This is a genomic window from Stenotrophomonas maltophilia group sp. Smal13, from assembly GCF_030236855.1.
Lineage (GTDB): Bacteria > Pseudomonadota > Gammaproteobacteria > Xanthomonadales > Xanthomonadaceae > Stenotrophomonas > Stenotrophomonas maltophilia_A.
The window spans coordinates 28,070-45,582 of record NZ_JASJSQ010000036.1; the positions used below are offsets into that span (position 1 = coordinate 28,070).

Here is a 17,513-nt window from a genome sequence, read left to right on the forward strand (position 1 = left end):
ATGCTGCCGCGCTTCTTCATCCATCGCCCGGTATTCGCCTGGGTCCTGGCGATCTGCATCATGGCCTTCGGCACCATCGCGGTGACCCAGCTGCCGGTGGAGCAGTACCCGGACATCGCGCCGCCGCAGGTCAACATCACCGCGAACTACACCGGTGCCTCGGCACAGACGGTGGAAGACAGCGTCACCCAGGTGATCGAACAGCAGATCAAAGGCATCGATCACCTGTTGTATTTCTCCTCCACCAGTTCGTCATCGGGGCAGGCGCGCATCACGGTCACCTTCGACCAGAGCGCCAACCCGGATATCGCCCAGGTGCAGGTGCAGAACAGTGTCAATCAGGCCATCAACCGGCTGCCGCAGGAAGTGCAGCAGCAGGGCGTGACGGTCGCCAAGTCGCAGGGCGATTCGCTGATGGTGGTCTCGCTGTACGACACCAGCCGGCGCATGGAGCGCGTGGACGTCTCCGATTTCCTTGTCAGCAATGTGCAGGATCCGATCAGCCGCATTCCCGGTGTCGGCGAGATCAACGTGTTCGGCTCGGCTTACGCAATGCGCGTGTGGCTGGACCCGCACAAGCTGCGCGCCTATGACCTGATGCCCTCGGACGTTCGCGCTGCGATCCAGGCGCAGAACACCCAGGTGACGGCGGGTGAGCTGGGCGCGATGCCGTCCAGCCCGACGCAGAGCCTCAACGCCACGGTCACCGCGCAGTCGCGCCTGCAGACCCCCGAGCAGTTCCGCGCGGTCATCCTGCGTACCCTGCCCAATGGCGCGGCGGTGTTGCTGGGCGACGTCGCGCGGGTCGAGATTGGCGCGGAGAACTACCAGACCAGCAGCTATCTCAACGGTTATCCGGCGGCCGGCTTCTCAGTTACCCTGGCCTCCGGCGCCAACGCATTGGCCACCGCCGACGCGGTCCGCGCGGAGATCGAACGGCTGCGACCGACTTTCCCGCCGGGGTTGCAGGTGGCCTATCCGCGTGACAGCACGCCGTTCGTGCGGGTCTCGATCGAGGGGGTCATCCATACCCTCATCGAAGCCATCGTTCTGGTCGTGGTGGTGATGTTCCTGTTCCTGCAGAACCTGCGCGCCACGCTGATTCCGGCGATCACGGTGCCTGTGGTGCTGCTGGGCACCTTCGGCGTGCTGGCCGTTGCCGGATTCACCATCAACACACTGACCCTGTTCGCGATGGTGCTGGCGATCGGCCTGCTGGTCGACGATGCGATCGTGGTGGTGGAGAACGTGGAGCGCATCATCCACGACGAGCATCTGCCGCCGCGCGAAGCGACCGAAAAATCGATGGGCGAGATCACCGGCGCGTTGATCGGCATCACCGTGGTGCTGGGCGCGGTGTTCCTGCCGATGGCGCTGTTCGGTGGTTCCACCGGCATCATCTACCGGCAGTTCTCGATCACGATTGCGTCTGCCATGGCATTGTCGGCGCTGGTGGCGCTGACGCTGACCCCGGCGCTGTGCGCGACCCTGCTCAAGCCGTCTTCGGCGCAGAAACCGCAGGGCCGCTTCTTCCGGGCGTTCAACCGGGGCGTCGAGCGCAGCCAGTTGGCCTACCAGGGCAGACTCGGCGGCGTCGTCTCCCGGCCGCGGCGCTGGATGGCGTTCTACCTGCTGCTGGTGGTCGCCATGGTCGCGCTGTACGCGCGGATGCCCACCGGCTTCCTGCCGGTGGAAGACCAGGGCCAGGTCACCTTCCAGTTCTCCACGCCGGAAGGCACGCCGATGGCACGTACCGAAGCGCTGGGCGAGCAGATCAGCCGCTACTTCATGGAGCACGAGAAGCAGAACCTGGATGTGGTGTTCGTGGTGGTCGGCCGCAACAATGCCGGCACCGGCCAGAACGCCGGGCAGGGCTTTCTCGCACTGAAACCCTGGGATGAGCGCACGGGCGACAACACCGCCGCGGCGATCATCACGCGTGCCAATGCCTACTTCCGCAGCTTGCCGGATGCCAAGGTCAATGTACTGGCACCGCCGGCGGTGCGTGGACTGGGCCAGTCCAGCGGCTTCGAACTGTGGCTGCAGGACACTAGCGCGGCCGGGCGCGTGGCCCTGCAGGCGGCGCAGGAACAGGTGGTGCGTGTGGCCGGCGAAGACGACGGGCTCACCTCGGTGCGCCTGAACGGTCTGGGCGACAAGGCCGAGCTGCGGCTGGACATCGACCATGCCCAGGCCAGCGCACTGGGCCTGGCCCAGGCCGACATCAATTCCACGCTGTCGGCGGCCTGGGGCGGCAGTTACATCAACGATTTCCTCGACCGTGGCCGGGTCAAGCGGGTCTACATGCAGGGCGACCAGCCCTACCGCAGCGTGCCCGACGACATCGGCCAGTGGTATGTGCGCGGTGGCAACGGCCAGATGGCGTCGTTTGCCAGTTTCGCCAGCAGCCACTGGGCGCGCGGGCCGCAACTGCAGCAGCGCTTCAACGGCCTGCCGGCGATGCAGATCCAGGGCAGCGCTGCCGAAGGCCGCAGCTCGGGCGAGGCGATGCAGCGCATGCAGGCGCTGGTTGCCGATCAACCCGGGTTCGACCTGCAGTGGAGTGGCCTGTCCTACCAGGAACAACTGGCCAGCAACCAGACGTTGTGGCTGTACATCGCCTCCATTGCCTTCATCTTCCTGTGTCTGGCAGCGCTCTATGAGAGCTGGACGGTGCCGGTGGCAGTGGTGCTGGTGATCCCATTGGGCGTGATTGGTACCGTGCTGGCGACCACCGCGGCCGGGTTCGTCAACGACATCTACTTCCAGGTGGGTCTGTTGACGACCATCGGCCTGTCGGCCAAGAACGCGATCCTGATCGTGGAGTTTGCCGAGGCACGCTATCGCGCTGGTAGTTCAGCGGTGGAAGCGGCCCTGCAGGGCGCACGCCTGCGCCTGCGCCCGATCGTGATGACGTCGTTGGCCTTCGTGGCCGGGGTGATCCCGTTGGCGTTGGCCACCGGTGCGGGCGCGGTCAGCCGCCGTGAAATCGGCATGAGCGTGATCGGCGGCATGGTCTCCGGCACGGTGCTGGCAGTGGTGCTGGTGCCGTTGTTCTTCGTGCTGGTGCGCCGCCTGGGCCGGTCACGGCCGCAGGACTGAGGGGGCGCGGCTGTCATCTGGCTGCCGCAGCGCCCTCACCCGTTCTTTGCCCAGGTGCCGCTAGCGTAGGTCGTCCCCGTCCCCCACGGAGACCTGCCATGTGGCTGCTCGATCATCTCTGGCCCGGCCGCAGACCTGTTCCTCCCCCGGTCGCCACTGAACCGCAGGCGACGCCCCGCCGGCCCTGGCTGAAGCGCCCGGTGCGGGCCGGCCGCAGCGGCATGGCCCCCTGGCAGAAGGTTGCCGCACCGCCACGGCGCACGCGCCACTAACCGGTGCGGTCGGCGGGATGGTTGACCCCATCGTTGACCGGGATCACACCCAGCGCGAACGGGTCGATGCCTTCCAGGCAGGCCACGTTGTAGCCGTACTGTTCCGGGTTGGAGCGGCGCCGGTGATGGGTGTAGATGCCGCACACGCCACAGAAATAGTGCTCGGCCACATGGGTGTTGAACTGGTACCGCTGCAGGTGGTTCTGCCCGCGCACCACCTGCAGGCCCGCGCGGCTGACGCTGGCGGCAATGGCCCCCCGGCGCCGGCACATCGAGCAGTCGCAGCGGCGGGGTTCGACAATACCGTCCGGCAGGTCCAGCAGCAGTTCGACCGTGCCGCAGTGGCAGGTGGCTCGGTGCCGGGGTTGGACCGGAACGCCGGCCACGGAAGTGATGCCCATCGTTGCTCCTGTGAAGTGAACCTGGCCGCAGAGGCCGCCGCCGACGGTGCGCTGCCCAGCCTGAACGGTCCGTAGATGCCACGGTGAACCCGCTTGTGGCTAACTATGCGGCTTCGAGACCGCGACAGGATGCCAGTGAACGCCGCAGGACGTTGGATGACAGGGAGTGCCATGGCGCTGGCGGCGCTGTGGGTGAGCGGGCTGCTGGCCTACCAGCTGCCGGGGCCGGGTTGGCTGGCCACCGGCGTGGCCGTGCTGTGGCTGCTGGTGGCGCTGTGGGCGTCCTGGCGGGTCGCGCGGGGACGTGCCTCGCGCCGCCTGGGCACGGCCTTCGGTGCGGCGCTGGCGTTGGCCGGCCTGTGGTGGCTGCTGCTGACCCCGCGCCAGGACCGCGTATGGGCCGACGACGTGGCCCAGCGCCTGCATGTGGTGTCCTTCGACGGGCGCCATGTGGTGCTGGACAACGTGCGCGACTTCAGCTGGCGCAGCGAAACCGACTACGACGCGCACTGGGTGCGCCGCGAATACGACCTGGACCAGCTGCGCTCGGCCGACCTGGTGCTGTCGTACTGGATGGGCCCGGCGATCGCCCACACGCTGATCTCGTTCGGTTTCGAGGATGGTCGCCACGTGGTGTTCTCGCTGGAGATCCGCAAGGAGCGCGGTGAGTCGTTCTCCGCGCTGGGCGGCTTCTTCCGCAAGTTCGAGATGACCCTGGTGGCTTCGGAGGAGACCGACATCATCCGCACCCGCACCAACGCACGTGGCGAAGATGTCTACCTGTACCGCCTGCATGGCATGGACCGCGCGCAGCTGAAGGAACTGTTCGCCGCGTACATCGAACAGGCGCGTGACCTGGATGCCAAGCCGGGCTTCTACAACACGCTGACCAGCAACTGCACGACCATCGTCTTCGACCTGGCCCGCCACATCGCACCGCGCCTGCCGTTGGACTATCGGCTGCTGCTGTCCGGCTATCTGGCCGAGTACGCGCAGGAGGTCGGTGCGCTCACGCCGGGCGTGCCGTACACCGAGCTGCACGACAAGGGCCGCATCACCCAGCGCGCATTGGACCTGGGTGATGGCGAGTATTTCTCCACCGTGATCCGCCAGGGCGTGCCCGGCACCGAGCAGGACCCGCAGTAATGACCCAACTCTTTCTGACCCGCTGGCAGCGCCTGCTGCCGGTGTTGTTCGCCGCCTTCCTGCTGCTGGGCAGCAGCGGCTGCGCGATGGTCACCGTCAAGCAGGTCAAATCCAGTGATTCACTGGTCAACAAGCGCGCGGATGTGCTCAACACTGGCAAGCTCAGCCCCGCCGCGCGTGAAACGCTCAGCGCAGCGGGCCTGGACGAATCGCAGTGCGAGAAGGACTTCCTGGTCTGCCGCAGCACGTTGCTGATGACCGACGACCTCAATGTCGAGCAGCGGCTGTCGGCGCTGTCCGAGCTGTGGGTGAAGGCTGCATTGGCGATGACGCCAAAGAAGACCGCCGCAGGCGACCCGCCGATGAGCGATGCGGCATTGGATGCCTGGCTGGAAGCCGCGCGCTATGCCTATGCCTACCTGTTCTACAGTGGCCGCTCACCGTCCGACCGGGCCTTCGAGGACCGCCAGACGCAGGTGCGCGACTACTACAACTACGCGGCCGAGAAGGCGGCGGTGGTGCTGTTCGTGCGCGCACGCGCCGCTGCGCTGGCCGGCGAGGACTATACGAAGCCGCTCACGGTCGGTAGCTGGTCGCTGGCTTCCAACTACCAGCAGCTGGGTCTGAAGAGCATTCCGGCGCAGCTGGTGCCAGCGGGAACGGTCAGCTTCGTTGGCCTGCGCAGCACCTATCGCCGCGATGGCTTCGGTGCCGAGCTGGTGATGGTGATGGACCCGCCGAAACTGGTCGCGCCAGTGATCGCGCCCGACGGCCCGAAGGCTGAAACCGCGCAGGACGACGAGGACGACGAGCGTCGTGGCCGCCGCCACCGCCATGACGATTCGGTGCCCGAGTTCAGTGAGATGTCCTCGATCAACGTCACCGCACTGCTGCGGTTCGAGGGCAGCAGCCTGGAAGACGTGATGCGCACGCGCCGGGTCGAGCTGGATGCCTATTCGCCGGAAGCGACCGAGCGCATCACTCTGCACGGTGAGCAGGTACCGCTGGCCGGCAACTTCACTGCCGCCTACGGCCTGTGGCTGGCGCAGAGTGGCTTCGCCCGGCAGTCGCTGCGCACCCTGTTCGGCATGAGCGAGGGCATCGGCGAGCCGCACATCTACCTGATGCAGCCGTGGGACCCGAACCGCCGCATCATCTTCATGCTGCACGGCCTGGCCAGCAGCCCGGAAGCGTGGGTGAACCTGGCCAACGAGATCATGGGTGACCCCGAGCTGCGCCAGCAGTTCCAGGTGTGGCAGGTCTATTACCCGACCAATGCGCCGATCGCGCTGAACCGCTACGAGATCGCCAATGCATTCAACGACACGCTGAAGCATTTCGATCCCAACGGCAGCACGCGTGCGTCGAAGGACATGGTCTACATCGGTCACAGCATGGGCGGCGTGCTGGCGCGCCTGCTGGTAAGCGATTCCGGCGATGTACTGTGGAACGACCTGCTGGCCAACTACGACCTGAAGGGGGAACGGCTGAAGCGGGTGCAGAACAAGCTGGGTCCGCTGCTGCATTTCAAGGCACAGCCGAACGTGGAGCGTGCGATCTTCATCGCCGCGCCGCACCAGGGCACCGACATTGCCGGCAACAAGGTCGGTCGCCTGATTGGTCGCCTGGTACGCCTGCCGCTGACAATCCTCGGCAAGTTCGAGGACGTGTTCATGGCGCTGGCGCAGGCCGAGCAGCAGGTCGATGGCACCGCCAAGCCGAAGATCCCGAACAGCATCGACAACCTCAAGGCCAGCGATCCGTTCGTGAAGGCGGCCGCACAGCTGCCGATTGAGGCGGGCCTGAAGTACCACTCGATCATCGCCCAGCGCAAGCCGGAGCTGCCGGTGGAAAAATCCGATGATGGGCTGGTGCCGTACTGGAGCGCACATCTGCCGGGCGCGCTGTCGGAGAAGGTGATCATCTCCGGCCACAGCGTGCAGGAAACCCCGCAGGCGGTGCTGGAGGTGAGGCGCATCCTGCACCGGGATATCGATGACATGGGGACGGGTACCCGGTAGTGCCGGCCGCTGGCCGGCAATCCCGCAATGCGGCGGTGCTACACCCGCCGCGCGATCACCGTGGACAGCAGCGCCAGGCCGAAGGTGATCGCCAGGCACAGCAGGTAGCCGGTGTGTGGCGCGGCTTCCACGAACAGCGCGAACAGTGCACCGGAAACCGCCAGTGCGGTGGTCACCGACAGCGCCTCGCTCAGCTGCAGTGCCGAGGTGTTGGCACCCTGCTCGTGCGGTGCGGACAACGACAGCGTCAGCACCGACAGGCTGGCGTAGATCATGCCCATGCCAAAGCCGGTCATGGCCCAGCCGACCAGGGCCACCGGCAGCGGCACTGCGTTGAACAGCACGGCCAGTGTGGCGGCGATACCGATCGTCATCAGCGGTGTGCCAACGCGCAGCAGCTGCTGGCGTGACCAGCCGCGCTGCTGGTGACCCTGCAGCCATGAACCGGCGAACCAGCCCAATGCGCCGAGGCTGAGCACCGCGCCGGCCCAGCTGGGCGAGAGCCCGCGTTCGCGCTGCAGCAGCAGTGGCAGGTAGGCCTCACAGGCGAAGAATGCGGCCGCCGCGACGCCGCGCAGCGCGATCACGCTGGGCAACCCGCGGCGCAGCAGCAGCGTGCCGGCCGGCAGCAGGCGGTGCACGCAGAACAGCAGCGCCAGCAGCGCTGCGCCAATGCAGAGCAGCGCGGGCAGGCCGCGCTGCTGGCCACCGAAGTACAGCAGCAGCGCCGCCAGCGAGGCGCCGCTGGCCCAACGCACCACGTTGCCGCGACCATCGTCGCTGCTTCCTGCATCGCTCGGTTGCATGCGCGCCAGCGCCGGGCGCAGCAGCAGCGCGGCCGGGACCGCCAGCAGTGGTACGGCCAGGAACACCCAGCGCCAGCCGAGATGCTGCACGATCAGCCCGCTCAGCGCGGGACCGATCATCGACGGCACCACCCAGCCGGCGGAGAACGCGGCGAACACCTTCGGGCGCAGGTGTTCGGGATAGCTGCGGCCAACCATCACGTACAGCGAGACCGAGATCGCGCCTGCGCCCAGGCCCTGTAGCAGGCGCCCGGCCACCAGCATGCCCATGCGCATGGCGAAGCCGGCCAGCAGCAGGCCCAGCACGAAGCAGCCCAGGCCATACCACAGCGGCCGAGCTGGCCCATGGCGGTCGGCCCAGCGTCCGGCCAGGGTCATGCCGATGACACTGGTGGCCAGGGTGCCGCCAAAGGCCAGCGCATACAGGCGCAGGCCATCCAGCGCCTCGGCCACGGTCGGCATGGCGGCGGCCACCGCCAGGGCCTCGAAGGCATGCAGCGCCACCAGTGCCACCATGCCGATGGTGGTGGCGCGATAGCGGGGAGACAGGATCGACGTATCAGCCGGCGCACGGGCGTCGGCGGGCGAAAGAGTGGGGGACATACGAGTCAGATGCGGGCCGCGCTTGTCAACTGGCGGCGAAGATAGCAGCATGCCACCTCAACTGCAGTTTAGGTCAAGCAATGGTTTCCCAGGAACTCAGCGTTGGTGAAGTCTCCCAGCGCAGTGGCGTGGCGGTTTCCGCGCTGCATTTCTACGAGCGCAAGGGGCTGATCAGCAGCCTGCGCACATCGGGCAACCAGCGGCGCTACAGCCGTGACGTGCTGCGACGGTTGGCCGTGATCCGCGTCGCGCAACGGGTGGGCATGCCACTGGAAGCTGTCGGCCGTGCCTTCGAAAGCCTGCCCGAGGGCCGCGCGCCGACCAAGGCCGACTGGGCCAAGCTGTCCGCGCGCTGGCGCACCGAGCTGGAGGAGCGCATCCACATGCTGGAACTGCTGCGCGATGAACTGACCGGCTGCATTGGCTGCGGCTGCCTGTCGCTGCAGCGCTGCCGCCTGGCCAACCCCGAAGACGTCCTCGGCGAACGCGGCGACGGCCCGATGCGCTGGGAGTGACCCGCGAAAAGGGGACGGAGGGGATTATGTCGTTTGTGCATTAACGACTTAATCCCCTCCGTCCCCTTTTTACCAGACCGTGATCGTCTCGCCGCTCTGGATGCCTTCCACCGCGCGCTGGAAGGCCAGCGCCGCGCGCTGCGCGCTCACCGCTTCGAAGCCTGGGAAATAGGGGCCGTAAGCCGCCATCGATTCGATCAGCACGTTCGGGCTGACCACGTTGATGCGCAGGCCACGCGGCAGCAGCTCCAACGCGGCGGCACGCACGAAGCCTTCCAGTGCGGCATTCACCGAGGTGGCGTTGACGCCATCGCGGATCGGCTGTGTGCTGACGATGCCGCTGGTCAGGGTTATCGAGCCGCCGGCGTTGAGGTGGTGCTGGGCGACCAGTGCCAGCCGCACCTGGCCCAGCAGCTTGTCCTGCAGGCCGAGGTTGAACTGCTCGGGTGTCATGTCCTTCAGCGGACCGAAGTGCAGCTTGCCAGCGGTGGAGATCACTGCATCGACCGGACCGGTGCGCGAGAACAGTTCGGCGACGCTGCCGTCGTCGGTCAGGTCGACGCGCAGCTCACCGCTGTTGCGGCCGGCGGCGAGGATCTGATGCTGCTGGCCGAGCTGGTGGGCGACTGCCTGGCCGAGGGTGCCGCTGGCACCGACGAGGAGGATCTTCATGGCCGTTCCTTGCGAGAGGGGGAATGAGCGCAGTCTGCGCCCTCACAGTGGGGTTAGGTAAGCGGCGTATGCTTCGCAGATTCCTAACTCTGGATTAGCAATGGATACCCTTCGCTGCATGCAGGCCTTCGTCGCCGTGGCCGAGTCCGGGAGCTTTGCAGGAGCTGCCGAACAGCTGCAGGTGTCGGCGGTGATGGTCGGCAAGTACATCCAGCAACTGGAGGCGCACCTGGGTACCGCGCTGCTGCAACGGAACACCCGCCGCCAGCGCCTGACCGAAGCCGGCAGCGCCTACCTGGCCGGGTGCCGGCAGGTGCTGGAGCAGGTGCAGCAGGCGGAGGCGGACGTGGCAGGCCTGCAGGTACAACCCCGCGGACTGCTGCGGGTCAGCGCGCCAACCACCTGGGGCAGTTGTGTGCTGGCGCCACAACTGGCCGGCCTGCTGCGCGCGCAGCCGCAGTTGAACATCGAGCTGGACCTGAGCAACCGCCGCGTGGACCTGATCGAGGATGGCTTCGACGTGGCGATCCGCGTTGGGCCGCTGCCATCGCAGGAGGTGGTGGCGCGGCCGCTGCCGCCGTATGCAATGAGCCTGTGCGCGGCACCGTCCTACCTGCGCCGGCGCGGCACGCCGCGCACCCCTGGGGATCTGGCCGGGCATGACTGCCTGAGCCACCTGGCCTGGCGCGGCGGCCATGGCTGGCAGTTGGCCAACGGCGAACAGGTGGACTGGGAGGCGCGGCTGACCTGCAACGACGGTGTTGCACTGCGCGAGGCCGCCGTGGCCGGCGCAGGGCTGGTGCTGCAGCCGACCGCGCTGCTGGCCGGCGAGATCGCGGCCGGGCGGTTGAAGCCCCTGCTGCGCGACTACCTGCCGGAACCGCGGCCGATGCACCTGATCTACCTGCCGGATCGACGGCCGCGTCCGCGGTTGCAGTGCTTCGTCGATTTCGTCATGGCCACATTGGGGCAATGAACATCCACGCCATGCGTGGATGATGGTAGGTGCCGACCGTTGGTCGGCACACATCGGGATCAATCATTCGCCGCAGACAGTTCCTGCCCACGTACCTGCGCGGCGCGCAGCGCGGTGTCCACCAGCGCCTCGAAACCACCGGCCTGGAAGCTCTCGATCGCGGCCTGGGTGGTGCCGTTCGGCGAGGTCACGCGACGGCGCAGCTCGGCCGGGCTTTCACCGGCCTCATCAAGCATGCGCGAGGCTCCCAGCAGGGTCTGCACCACCAGCGCACGCGCAGCGTCGGCCGGCAGGCCCTGGGCGATACCTGCCGCTTCCATCGCTTCGGCCAGCAGGAACACATAGGCCGGCCCGCTGCCGGATACGGCAGTCACCGAATCCATCAGCGACTCGCTGTCGATCCACACCGTGCGCCCGGCACTGGCCAGCACCTGTTCGGCGCGCGCGTGCTGCTGTGCATCCACCGATGGCGTGGCATACAGGCCGGTCACGCCGGCGCCGAGCAGGGCCGGGGTGTTCGGCATCGCGCGCACCACCGGCAGATTGCCGCCCAGCCAGCGTTCCAGCTGCGCGCTGGTGATGCCGGCGGCGATCGACACCACCAGTGGCCGGTTCGCCTGCGCCAGCGCCTGCAGCGACTGGCACACATCGCGCAGCACCTGCGGCTTCACCGCCAGCAGCCAGGTGCGGCCGTGCGCGGCGGCATCGGCGGCGTTGTCGTGCACCTGCACGCCGAAGTCGGCAGCCAGTGACTCGCGGAGTGCGGCCACCGGTTCGGCCACGTGGATGTGCGCGGCAGGCACGCCCTGGCGGATCAGGCCGGCGATCAGGCTGCGGGCCATGTTGCCGCCGCCGATGAAGGTGATGGAATCAGCTGCCATGGAAGTCTCCTTGGAAAATCAGGCCGGGCCCGGGCGGGCGCCGAACAGGGCGGTGCCGATGCGCACCAGGGTGGCACCCTCGGCGATGGCTTCGGCGTAGTCGCTGCTCATGCCCATCGACAGCGTGTCGATCCGCGCGTGCTGGGCAGCCAGCGACTGGAAAAGTGTGCGCATGCGCACGAATGCATCCCGACGGCGCTCCGCTTCCGGCCACGGTGCGGGAATCGCCATCAGGCCACGCAGGCGCAGGCTGGGTTCGGCGGCAATCGCGGCGGCCAGTGCATCCACTTCTTCCGGTGCACAGCCATGCTTGCTGGATTCATCGTCGATGTTGACCTGGATCAGTACGTTCAGCGGGCCACGCGCGGCTGGGCGATGGCGTGCCAGCGCGGTCACCAGCTTGGAACGGTCCACGCTCTGCACCCAGTCGAAATGGCTGGCCACGGCATCGGCCTTGTTCGACTGCAGGTGGCCGATCAGGTGCCATTCCAGCGCCAGGTGCTGCAGCGCCTGCATCTTGGCCAGTGCTTCCTGCACGTAGTTCTCGCCGAAGGCGTGCTGGCCCTGTGCGGCCAGCGCGGCCACGGCCTCGGCCGGCTGGGTCTTGGACACCGCCAGCAGGCGTGGGTCGGGCCTGCCAGCGGCCTCGGCGGCGGCGTGCAGGTTGCTCAGGATCTGGGGCAGGGGAGTGGCCACGTAACGCGTTCCGTTGAATCAGGAGGCTATACTGCCGCCCGGGGAAAGATCCTTCCAGTCGAAGCCGTTATTGGGGAGTAGCCGCTCATGGATATCGCCGAGCTGTTGGCGTTTTCCGTAAAGAACAAAGCGTCCGACCTGCACCTGTCCGCAGGCCTGCCGCCGATGATCCGCGTGGACGGCGACGTGCGCCGGATCAACATCCCAGCCCTGGACCACAAGCAGGTCCACGCGCTGGTGTACGACATCATGTCCGACAAGCAGCGCCGCGATTACGAGGAATTCCTCGAAGTGGACTTCTCCTTCGAGATCCCGTCGCTGGCGCGCTTCCGTGTCAACGCGTTCAACCAGAACCGCGGCGCCGGTGCGGTGTTCCGTACCATTCCGTCCGAGGTGCTCACCCTCGAGGACCTGGCCTGCCCGCCGTTGTTCCGCGAAGTGATCCAGCAGCCGCAGGGCCTGATCCTGGTGACCGGCCCGACCGGCTCGGGCAAGTCGACCACGCTGGCGGCGATGATCGACTACATCAACAAAAACGAATACGGCCACATCCTCACCGTCGAGGATCCGATCGAATTCGTGCACACCTCGCAGAAGTGCCTGATCAACCAGCGCGAAGTGCACCGCGATACGCATGGCTTCAACGAAGCGCTGCGCTCGGCACTGCGTGAAGACCCGGACATCATCCTGGTCGGCGAACTTCGTGACCTGGAAACCATCCGCCTGGCACTGACCGCCGCGGAAACCGGCCACCTGGTGTTCGGCACTCTGCACACCAGCTCGGCGGCCAAGACCATCGACCGTATCATCGACGTGTTCCCGGCCGGCGAAAAGCCGATGGTGCGTTCGATGCTGTCCGAGTCGCTGCGTGCGGTGATCTCGCAGGCACTGCTGAAGAAGGTCGGCGGCGGCCGTACCGCTGCGTGGGAAATCATGGTCGGCACCCCGGCCATCCGCAACCTGATCCGCGAGGACAAGGTGGCGCAGATGTATTCGGCCATCCAGACCGGCCAGCAGTACGGCATGATGACCCTGGACCAGCACCTGCAGGACCTGGTCAAGCGCAGCCTGATCACCCGCAACCAGGCCCGCGACTACGCCAAGGACAAGCGCCTGTTCGAGTAAGGCGGGGCAGCAACGGGGCGGCGTGCGCCAGTGCGCCGCCGTTCCCGCGCCGTTTCCGCCTCCGACCGTTTCCTGGTACATGCCCCATTGGGAGCCCGCCGTGAACACCACCGCGACCACCATCGATTTCACTTCGTTCCTCAAGCTGATGGCGCACCAGCGCGCCTCGGACCTGTTCATCACCGCGGGCATGCCGCCGGCGATGAAGGTCAACGGCAAGATTTCGCCGATCACGCAGACCCCGCTCACGCCGCAGCAGAGCCGCGACCTGGTCCTGAACGTGATGACCCCGGCGCAGCGCGAGGAATTCGAGAAGACCCACGAGTGCAACTTCGCCATCGGCCTGTCCGGCGTCGGCCGCTTCCGCGTGAGCTGCTTCTACCAGCGCAACCAGGTCGGCATGGTGCTGCGTCGCATCGAGACGCGCATTCCGACCGTGGAAGAGCTGAGCCTGCCGCCGATCATCAAGACGCTGGCGATGACCAAGCGCGGCATCATCCTGTTCGTCGGTGCCACCGGTACCGGTAAATCGACCTCGCTGGCAGCGATGATCGGCTACCGCAACCAGAACTCGACCGGCCACATCATCACCATCGAAGACCCGATCGAATTCGTGCACAAGCATGAAGGCTGCATCATCACCCAGCGCGAAGTGGGCATCGATACCGACAGCTGGGAAGCGGCGCTGAAGAACACCCTGCGCCAGGCGCCCGATGTGATCATGATCGGCGAAGTGCGTACCCGCGAAGGCATGGACCACGCCATCGCGTTCGCCGAAACCGGCCACCTGGTGCTGTGCACCCTGCATGCCAACAACGCCAACCAGGCGATGGACCGCATCGTCAACTTCTTCCCGGAAGATCGTCGCAACCAGTTGCTGATGGATCTGTCGCTGAACCTGAAGGGCGTGGTTGCGCAGCAGCTGGTGCCGTCGCCAGATGGCCGCTCGCGCAAGGTGGCGATGGAGATCCTGCTGGGCACGCCGCTGGTGCAGGACTACATCCGCGATGGCGAGATCCACAAGCTGAAGGAAGTGATGAAGGATTCGGCCCAGCTGGGTATGAAGACCTTCGACCAGAGCCTGTTCGAGCTGTACCAGGCGGGCGAGATCAGCTACGAGGACGCGCTGCGCTACGCCGATTCGCAGAACGAGGTGCGCCTGCGCATCAAGCTCAGCCAGGGCGGCGACGCCCGCACCCTGTCGCAGGGGCTGGATGGCGTGGAGATTTCCGAGATCCGGTGACCTGGGTGTTCCGTAGCGTCGAGCCTGCTCGACTGTTCTTGTCGAGTCGAGCAAGCTCGACTCTACGGGCGGGCGGCTGCGCGTATTGATGAATTCCAGTCATGACCAACTGCAATGCTGCCCATTCAATCCGTGGGCTCTGCAGGCGTATCGTCAGCGCTCCCCCTCTGGAGCACGACGATGCAGACACGTGAACTCGGCCGCAGTGGCCTGAAGGTTTCCGCCCTCGGCCTGGGCTGCATGGGCCTGAGCCATGGCTACGGCCAACCGGTGGAGCGCAGCCAGGGCATCGCCCTGCTGCAGGCCGCCGTCGAGCGTGGCGTGACCTTCTTCGACACCGCCGAAGTGTATGGCCCCTACACCAACGAAGACCTGCTCGGCGAGGCGCTGGCGCCGTACCGCGACAGGCTGGTGATCGCCACCAAGTTCGGCTTCAAGGATGCGCGCGTCGATACCGGGCTGGACAGCCGTCCCGAGAACATCCGCGCCGTGGCGGAGGCCAGCCTCAAGCGCCTGCGTACCGACCATATCGACCTGTTCTACCAGCACCGCGTCGACCCCAACGTGCCGATCGAGGATGTCGCTGGCACCGTTCGCGACCTGATCGCCGAAGGCAAGGTCGGCCACTTCGGCCTGTCCGAGGCCAGCGCCGCGACCGTTCGCCGTGCGCATGCGGTGCAGCCGGTGGCCGCCGTGCAGAGCGAGTACTCGCTGTGGTGGCGTGAGCCGGAGCGCGAGCTGCTGCCGACGTTGCAGGAACTGGGTATCGGCTTCGTGCCGTTCAGCCCGCTGGGCCGTGGTTTCCTGACCGGCGCGATCAACGCCGACACCACCTTCGACGCCAACGACTTCCGCAACACCGTGCCGCGTTTTGAAGTGGAGGCGCGTCGTGCCAACCAGGCGCTGGTTGACCGCATCAGCACGATCGCTGCCGCACGTGGCGCGACGCCGGCGCAGGTAGCGCTGGCCTGGCTGCTGGCGCAGGCACCGTGGATCGTGCCGATTCCGGGCACCACCAAGATCCATCGGCTGGAAGAAAACCTGGGCGCGGCCGACCTGCAGCTGGCGCCGGAGGAACTGCAACGCATCGCGCAGGCGCTGGATGAAGTGTCGATTGTCGGTGAGCGCTACAACGCGCAGCGTGCGGCGCAGGCCAAGGGCTGATCACCAGGTGGGTGCGGACCGTTGGTGGTGGGTGCGGACCGTTGGTCCGCACTCCTCAACTCCCCATCGGCCCGCGCAGCGCATCGAGCACCGTGCGCATCGCCACGGTGACGTGGCGGCGCGACGGGTAATACGCGTAGTAGCCATCGAAGTGCGGGCACCAGTCGTCCAGCACCGATTGCAGGCGGCCATCGTCCAGCATCGGCTGCACCTGGTCTTCCGGCAGCCAGGCCAGGCCGCTGCCGGCCAGTGCGGCAGCACGGGTCATGCCCATGCTGTTGAAGATCCACTGGCCGCTAACGCGCACGCTAAGTTCGTTACCGTCCTGGCCGAAATCCCACGGCATCAGCCCGCCATGCGTGGGCAGCCGCAGGGTCACGCAGTTGTGCTCGGCCAAGTCGTTCGGATGCAGCGGTACCACGTGCTGGCGGAAGTAGCTGGGCGCACCGACCACGCGCATGCGCAGCGGCGGGCTGACCGGCACGGCGATCATGTCGCGCGCCAGCCGTTCGCCGAGGCGGATGCCGATGTCGTAGCGCTCGGCGACGATGTCGGCCAAGCCGTAGTCTGCAGCCAGTTCCACCTTCAGGTCCGGATACTGCTGCAGCAATGGCGCCAGCCGCGGCCAGGCGATGTATTCGGCGGCATGGCCGGTGGCATTGATGCGGATGGTGCCGGCCGGGCGTTCGCGGTACTCGGCCAGTGCGGCCAGTTCGTCCTCGATCTCGGCCAGGCGCGGGGCGAGGGTCTCGAGCAGGCGCGCACCGGCTTCGGTGGTGGACACGCTGCGGGTGGTACGAGTCAGCAGGCGCACGCCGAGGCGCTCTTCCAGGCCACGCATGGCATGGCTGAGCGCGGACTGGGAGACACCCAGCTGGGCGGCGGCCCTGGTGAAGCTGCCTTCGCGGGCAACGTGTACGAAGGCCTGCAGGTCGTTGAGGTTTTCACGGGGCATGAAGGGATGATACGGCTCCCGGATTGAACGGATCTGTCGATTTCCGGCTCCCCGGTTCGTCGTACCCGTACATCCAATGCAAGGAGCTTCCACATGAGCACTGACACCAAGCCGAAAGGCCCGGCCTCGTACTTCCCCTCCATCGAGAAGACCTATGGGCAACCGGTGACGCACTGGTTCGGCCTGCTGGCGGGCAAGAAGGGCCTGAAACACATGGAACTGGTCAGCTTCCTGAAAAGCGAGCATGGGGTGGGCCACGGCCATGCCAATGCGTTGGTGGCGCACCATCTGGCCGGAAAGGGCTGAGCAGGCAACCCGGCGCTGAACGGTCGTGTGGGGGTCAGGCTACACGGCCTCCGGGGTCAGGCAGACTGGGCGTTCATCCCGAGGCAGGACGCCCTCATGCAGGTCACGCTGGACGCGATCACCGTCGACAACTACGAAGCCGTGTGCGATCTCGACGTCAGCGAGGCGCAGCAGGACTTCGTGGCCGGCAATACCTGGTCGCTGGTGCAGGCAGCATTCCATCCCGGCTACCAGACCCGCGCCATCCAGGCCGATGGCGAGCTGGTCGGGTTCTTCATGTGGGTGCCGGAGACGCCGCAGCGCATCTCGATCTGGCGCTTCATGGTCGATCAGCGCTGGCAGGGGCGTGGCATCGGGCGGCGCGCGCTGGAAGTGGCGCTGGCGCAGATCCGGGACACGCCCGGCCTGGCCGAGATCGAGATCTGCTACAACCCGCGCAATCCGGTGGCGGGCGCCTTCTATGGCAGCTTCGGTTTCGTCGAGACAGGCATGGACGATGATGGCGAGGACATGCTGGCCGTGCTGCCGGTGACGCCTCCGGAATAACCTGAATGGGCGAGCGCAGCTGAACGATTTCATCTGCAACTGTCATGCAGATCGTGTCTAATATCGCTCCCCTCCTGCTGTTC

16 protein-coding genes are annotated in these 17,513 nt (G+C 66.7%); 10 read left to right on the forward strand and 6 right to left on the reverse strand.

Going from position 1 to position 17,513, the window contains the following annotated elements; all coding sequences use genetic code 11:
* Positions 1-3,102, forward strand: a complete 3,102-nt coding sequence (locus QRO95_RS13455; RefSeq protein ID WP_285302782.1) for an efflux RND transporter permease subunit — start codon at positions 1-3, stop codon at positions 3,100-3,102.
* Between the two features lie 268 nt (positions 3,103-3,370).
* Here the strand turns inward: QRO95_RS13455 and QRO95_RS13460 are convergent, their stop codons facing one another.
* Positions 3,371-3,775 carry a GFA family protein gene (locus tag QRO95_RS13460; RefSeq protein ID WP_049421554.1) on the reverse strand — a complete coding sequence of 135 codons (405 nt, stop codon included), beginning with the start codon at positions 3,773-3,775 and terminating at the stop codon, positions 3,371-3,373.
* A 171-nt stretch (positions 3,776-3,946) separates the two neighbouring features.
* Here QRO95_RS13460 and QRO95_RS13465 point away from each other — a divergent pair, with 171 nt between their 5' ends.
* Positions 3,947-4,921 carry a DUF4105 domain-containing protein gene (locus QRO95_RS13465; protein WP_285302788.1) on the forward strand — a complete coding sequence of 325 codons (975 nt, stop codon included), beginning with the start codon at positions 3,947-3,949 and terminating at the stop codon, positions 4,919-4,921.
* On the forward strand, positions 4,921-6,942 hold the full coding sequence (locus QRO95_RS13470) for a triacylglycerol lipase (RefSeq protein WP_049463618.1): 2,022 nt from the start codon (positions 4,921-4,923) through the stop codon (positions 6,940-6,942). The genes QRO95_RS13465 and QRO95_RS13470 overlap by 1 nt, the downstream gene beginning before the upstream one ends.
* Before the next feature lie 38 nt (positions 6,943-6,980).
* Here QRO95_RS13470 and QRO95_RS13475 read toward each other — a convergent pair whose 3' ends face one another.
* Positions 6,981-8,402 carry an MFS transporter gene (locus QRO95_RS13475; RefSeq protein ID WP_121504016.1) on the reverse strand — a complete coding sequence of 474 codons (1,422 nt, stop codon included), beginning with the start codon at positions 8,400-8,402 and terminating at the stop codon, positions 6,981-6,983.
* Between the two features lie 29 nt (positions 8,403-8,431).
* On the opposite strand from QRO95_RS13475, the gene soxR reads away from it, so the two are divergent.
* Entirely contained in the window at positions 8,432-8,866 is a 435-nt protein-coding gene (gene soxR, locus QRO95_RS13480) for a redox-sensitive transcriptional activator SoxR (RefSeq protein WP_032127734.1), read from the forward strand.
* A 69-nt stretch (positions 8,867-8,935) separates the two neighbouring features.
* On the opposite strand, the gene QRO95_RS13485 is transcribed toward soxR, so the two are convergent.
* Positions 8,936-9,538 carry a short chain dehydrogenase gene (locus QRO95_RS13485; protein ID WP_285302783.1) on the reverse strand — a complete coding sequence of 201 codons (603 nt, stop codon included), beginning with the start codon at positions 9,536-9,538 and terminating at the stop codon, positions 8,936-8,938.
* Between the two features lie 100 nt (positions 9,539-9,638).
* Here QRO95_RS13485 and QRO95_RS13490 point away from each other — a divergent pair, with 100 nt between their 5' ends.
* Positions 9,639-10,514, forward strand: coding sequence for a LysR family transcriptional regulator (locus QRO95_RS13490; RefSeq protein WP_285302784.1), 876 nt, complete (start codon positions 9,639-9,641; stop codon positions 10,512-10,514).
* 59 nt (positions 10,515-10,573) lie between these two features.
* Here QRO95_RS13490 and proC read toward each other — a convergent pair whose 3' ends face one another.
* Both proC and QRO95_RS13500 read right to left on the reverse strand, forming a co-directional pair.
* Positions 10,574-11,395: a pyrroline-5-carboxylate reductase gene (proC, locus tag QRO95_RS13495; protein WP_049400673.1), complete on the reverse strand. Its 822-nt coding sequence runs from the start codon at positions 11,393-11,395 to the stop codon at positions 10,574-10,576.
* A gap of 18 nt (positions 11,396-11,413) precedes the next feature.
* On the reverse strand, positions 11,414-12,091 hold the full coding sequence (locus QRO95_RS13500) for a YggS family pyridoxal phosphate-dependent enzyme (RefSeq protein ID WP_107431432.1): 678 nt from the start codon (positions 12,089-12,091) through the stop codon (positions 11,414-11,416).
* Between the two features lie 87 nt (positions 12,092-12,178).
* Here QRO95_RS13500 and QRO95_RS13505 point away from each other — a divergent pair, with 87 nt between their 5' ends.
* The 3 genes from QRO95_RS13505 to QRO95_RS13515 all read left to right on the forward strand — a co-directional run bounded on the left by QRO95_RS13505 (position 12,179) and on the right by QRO95_RS13515 (position 15,623).
* The gene (locus QRO95_RS13505; protein WP_006422551.1) at positions 12,179-13,216 is read left to right on the forward strand and encodes a type IV pilus twitching motility protein PilT; all 1,038 of its coding nucleotides are present in this window, start codon (positions 12,179-12,181) and stop codon (positions 13,214-13,216) included.
* Positions 13,217-13,295: 79 nt separating this feature from the next.
* Positions 13,296-14,459, forward strand: a complete 1,164-nt coding sequence (locus QRO95_RS13510) for a PilT/PilU family type 4a pilus ATPase (protein ID WP_285302785.1) — start codon at positions 13,296-13,298, stop codon at positions 14,457-14,459.
* 180 nt (positions 14,460-14,639) lie between these two features.
* A complete protein-coding gene (locus QRO95_RS13515) occupies positions 14,640-15,623 on the forward strand; it encodes an aldo/keto reductase (RefSeq protein ID WP_197616496.1) in 984 nt (327 codons plus the stop codon).
* A 55-nt stretch (positions 15,624-15,678) separates the two neighbouring features.
* On the opposite strand, the gene QRO95_RS13520 is transcribed toward QRO95_RS13515, so the two are convergent.
* Positions 15,679-16,578, reverse strand: coding sequence for a LysR family transcriptional regulator (locus QRO95_RS13520; RefSeq protein WP_285302786.1), 900 nt, complete (start codon positions 16,576-16,578; stop codon positions 15,679-15,681).
* Positions 16,579-16,671: 93 nt separating this feature from the next.
* Here QRO95_RS13520 and QRO95_RS13525 point away from each other — a divergent pair, with 93 nt between their 5' ends.
* The gene (locus QRO95_RS13525) at positions 16,672-16,884 is read left to right on the forward strand and encodes a DUF4287 domain-containing protein (protein WP_049400678.1); all 213 of its coding nucleotides are present in this window, start codon (positions 16,672-16,674) and stop codon (positions 16,882-16,884) included.
* A 96-nt stretch (positions 16,885-16,980) separates the two neighbouring features.
* Positions 16,981-17,430: a GNAT family N-acetyltransferase gene (locus tag QRO95_RS13530; RefSeq protein ID WP_071228056.1), complete on the forward strand. Its 450-nt coding sequence runs from the start codon at positions 16,981-16,983 to the stop codon at positions 17,428-17,430.
* The last annotated feature ends 83 nt before the right edge of the window (positions 17,431-17,513 follow it).

Excerpts from the sequence above, each read along its gene's own strand:
- QRO95_RS13455 (WP_285302782.1), top strand. The coding sequence starts at position 1 with ATGCTGCCGCGCTTCTTCATCCATCGCCCGGTATTCGCCTGGGTCCTG.
- QRO95_RS13460 (WP_049421554.1), bottom strand. The coding sequence starts at position 3,775 with ATGGGCATCACTTCCGTGGCCGGCGTTCCGGTCCAACCCCGGCACCGA.
- QRO95_RS13465 (WP_285302788.1), top strand. The coding sequence starts at position 3,947 with ATGGCGCTGGCGGCGCTGTGGGTGAGCGGGCTGCTGGCCTACCAGCTG.
- QRO95_RS13470 (WP_049463618.1), top strand. The coding sequence starts at position 4,921 with ATGACCCAACTCTTTCTGACCCGCTGGCAGCGCCTGCTGCCGGTGTTG.
- QRO95_RS13475 (WP_121504016.1), bottom strand. The coding sequence starts at position 8,402 with ATGCTGCTATCTTCGCCGCCAGTTGACAAGCGCGGCCCGCATCTGACT.
- soxR (WP_032127734.1), top strand. The coding sequence starts at position 8,432 with ATGGTTTCCCAGGAACTCAGCGTTGGTGAAGTCTCCCAGCGCAGTGGC.
- QRO95_RS13485 (WP_285302783.1), bottom strand. The coding sequence starts at position 9,538 with ATGAAGATCCTCCTCGTCGGTGCCAGCGGCACCCTCGGCCAGGCAGTC.
- QRO95_RS13490 (WP_285302784.1), top strand. The coding sequence starts at position 9,639 with ATGGATACCCTTCGCTGCATGCAGGCCTTCGTCGCCGTGGCCGAGTCC.
- proC (WP_049400673.1), bottom strand. The coding sequence starts at position 11,395 with ATGGCAGCTGATTCCATCACCTTCATCGGCGGCGGCAACATGGCCCGC.
- QRO95_RS13505 (WP_006422551.1), top strand. The coding sequence starts at position 12,179 with ATGGATATCGCCGAGCTGTTGGCGTTTTCCGTAAAGAACAAAGCGTCC.
- QRO95_RS13510 (WP_285302785.1), top strand. The coding sequence starts at position 13,296 with ATGCCCCATTGGGAGCCCGCCGTGAACACCACCGCGACCACCATCGAT.
- QRO95_RS13515 (WP_197616496.1), top strand. The coding sequence starts at position 14,640 with ATGCAGACACGTGAACTCGGCCGCAGTGGCCTGAAGGTTTCCGCCCTC.
- QRO95_RS13520 (WP_285302786.1), bottom strand. The coding sequence starts at position 16,578 with ATGCCCCGTGAAAACCTCAACGACCTGCAGGCCTTCGTACACGTTGCC.
- QRO95_RS13525 (WP_049400678.1), top strand. The coding sequence starts at position 16,672 with ATGAGCACTGACACCAAGCCGAAAGGCCCGGCCTCGTACTTCCCCTCC.
- QRO95_RS13530 (WP_071228056.1), top strand. The coding sequence starts at position 16,981 with ATGCAGGTCACGCTGGACGCGATCACCGTCGACAACTACGAAGCCGTG.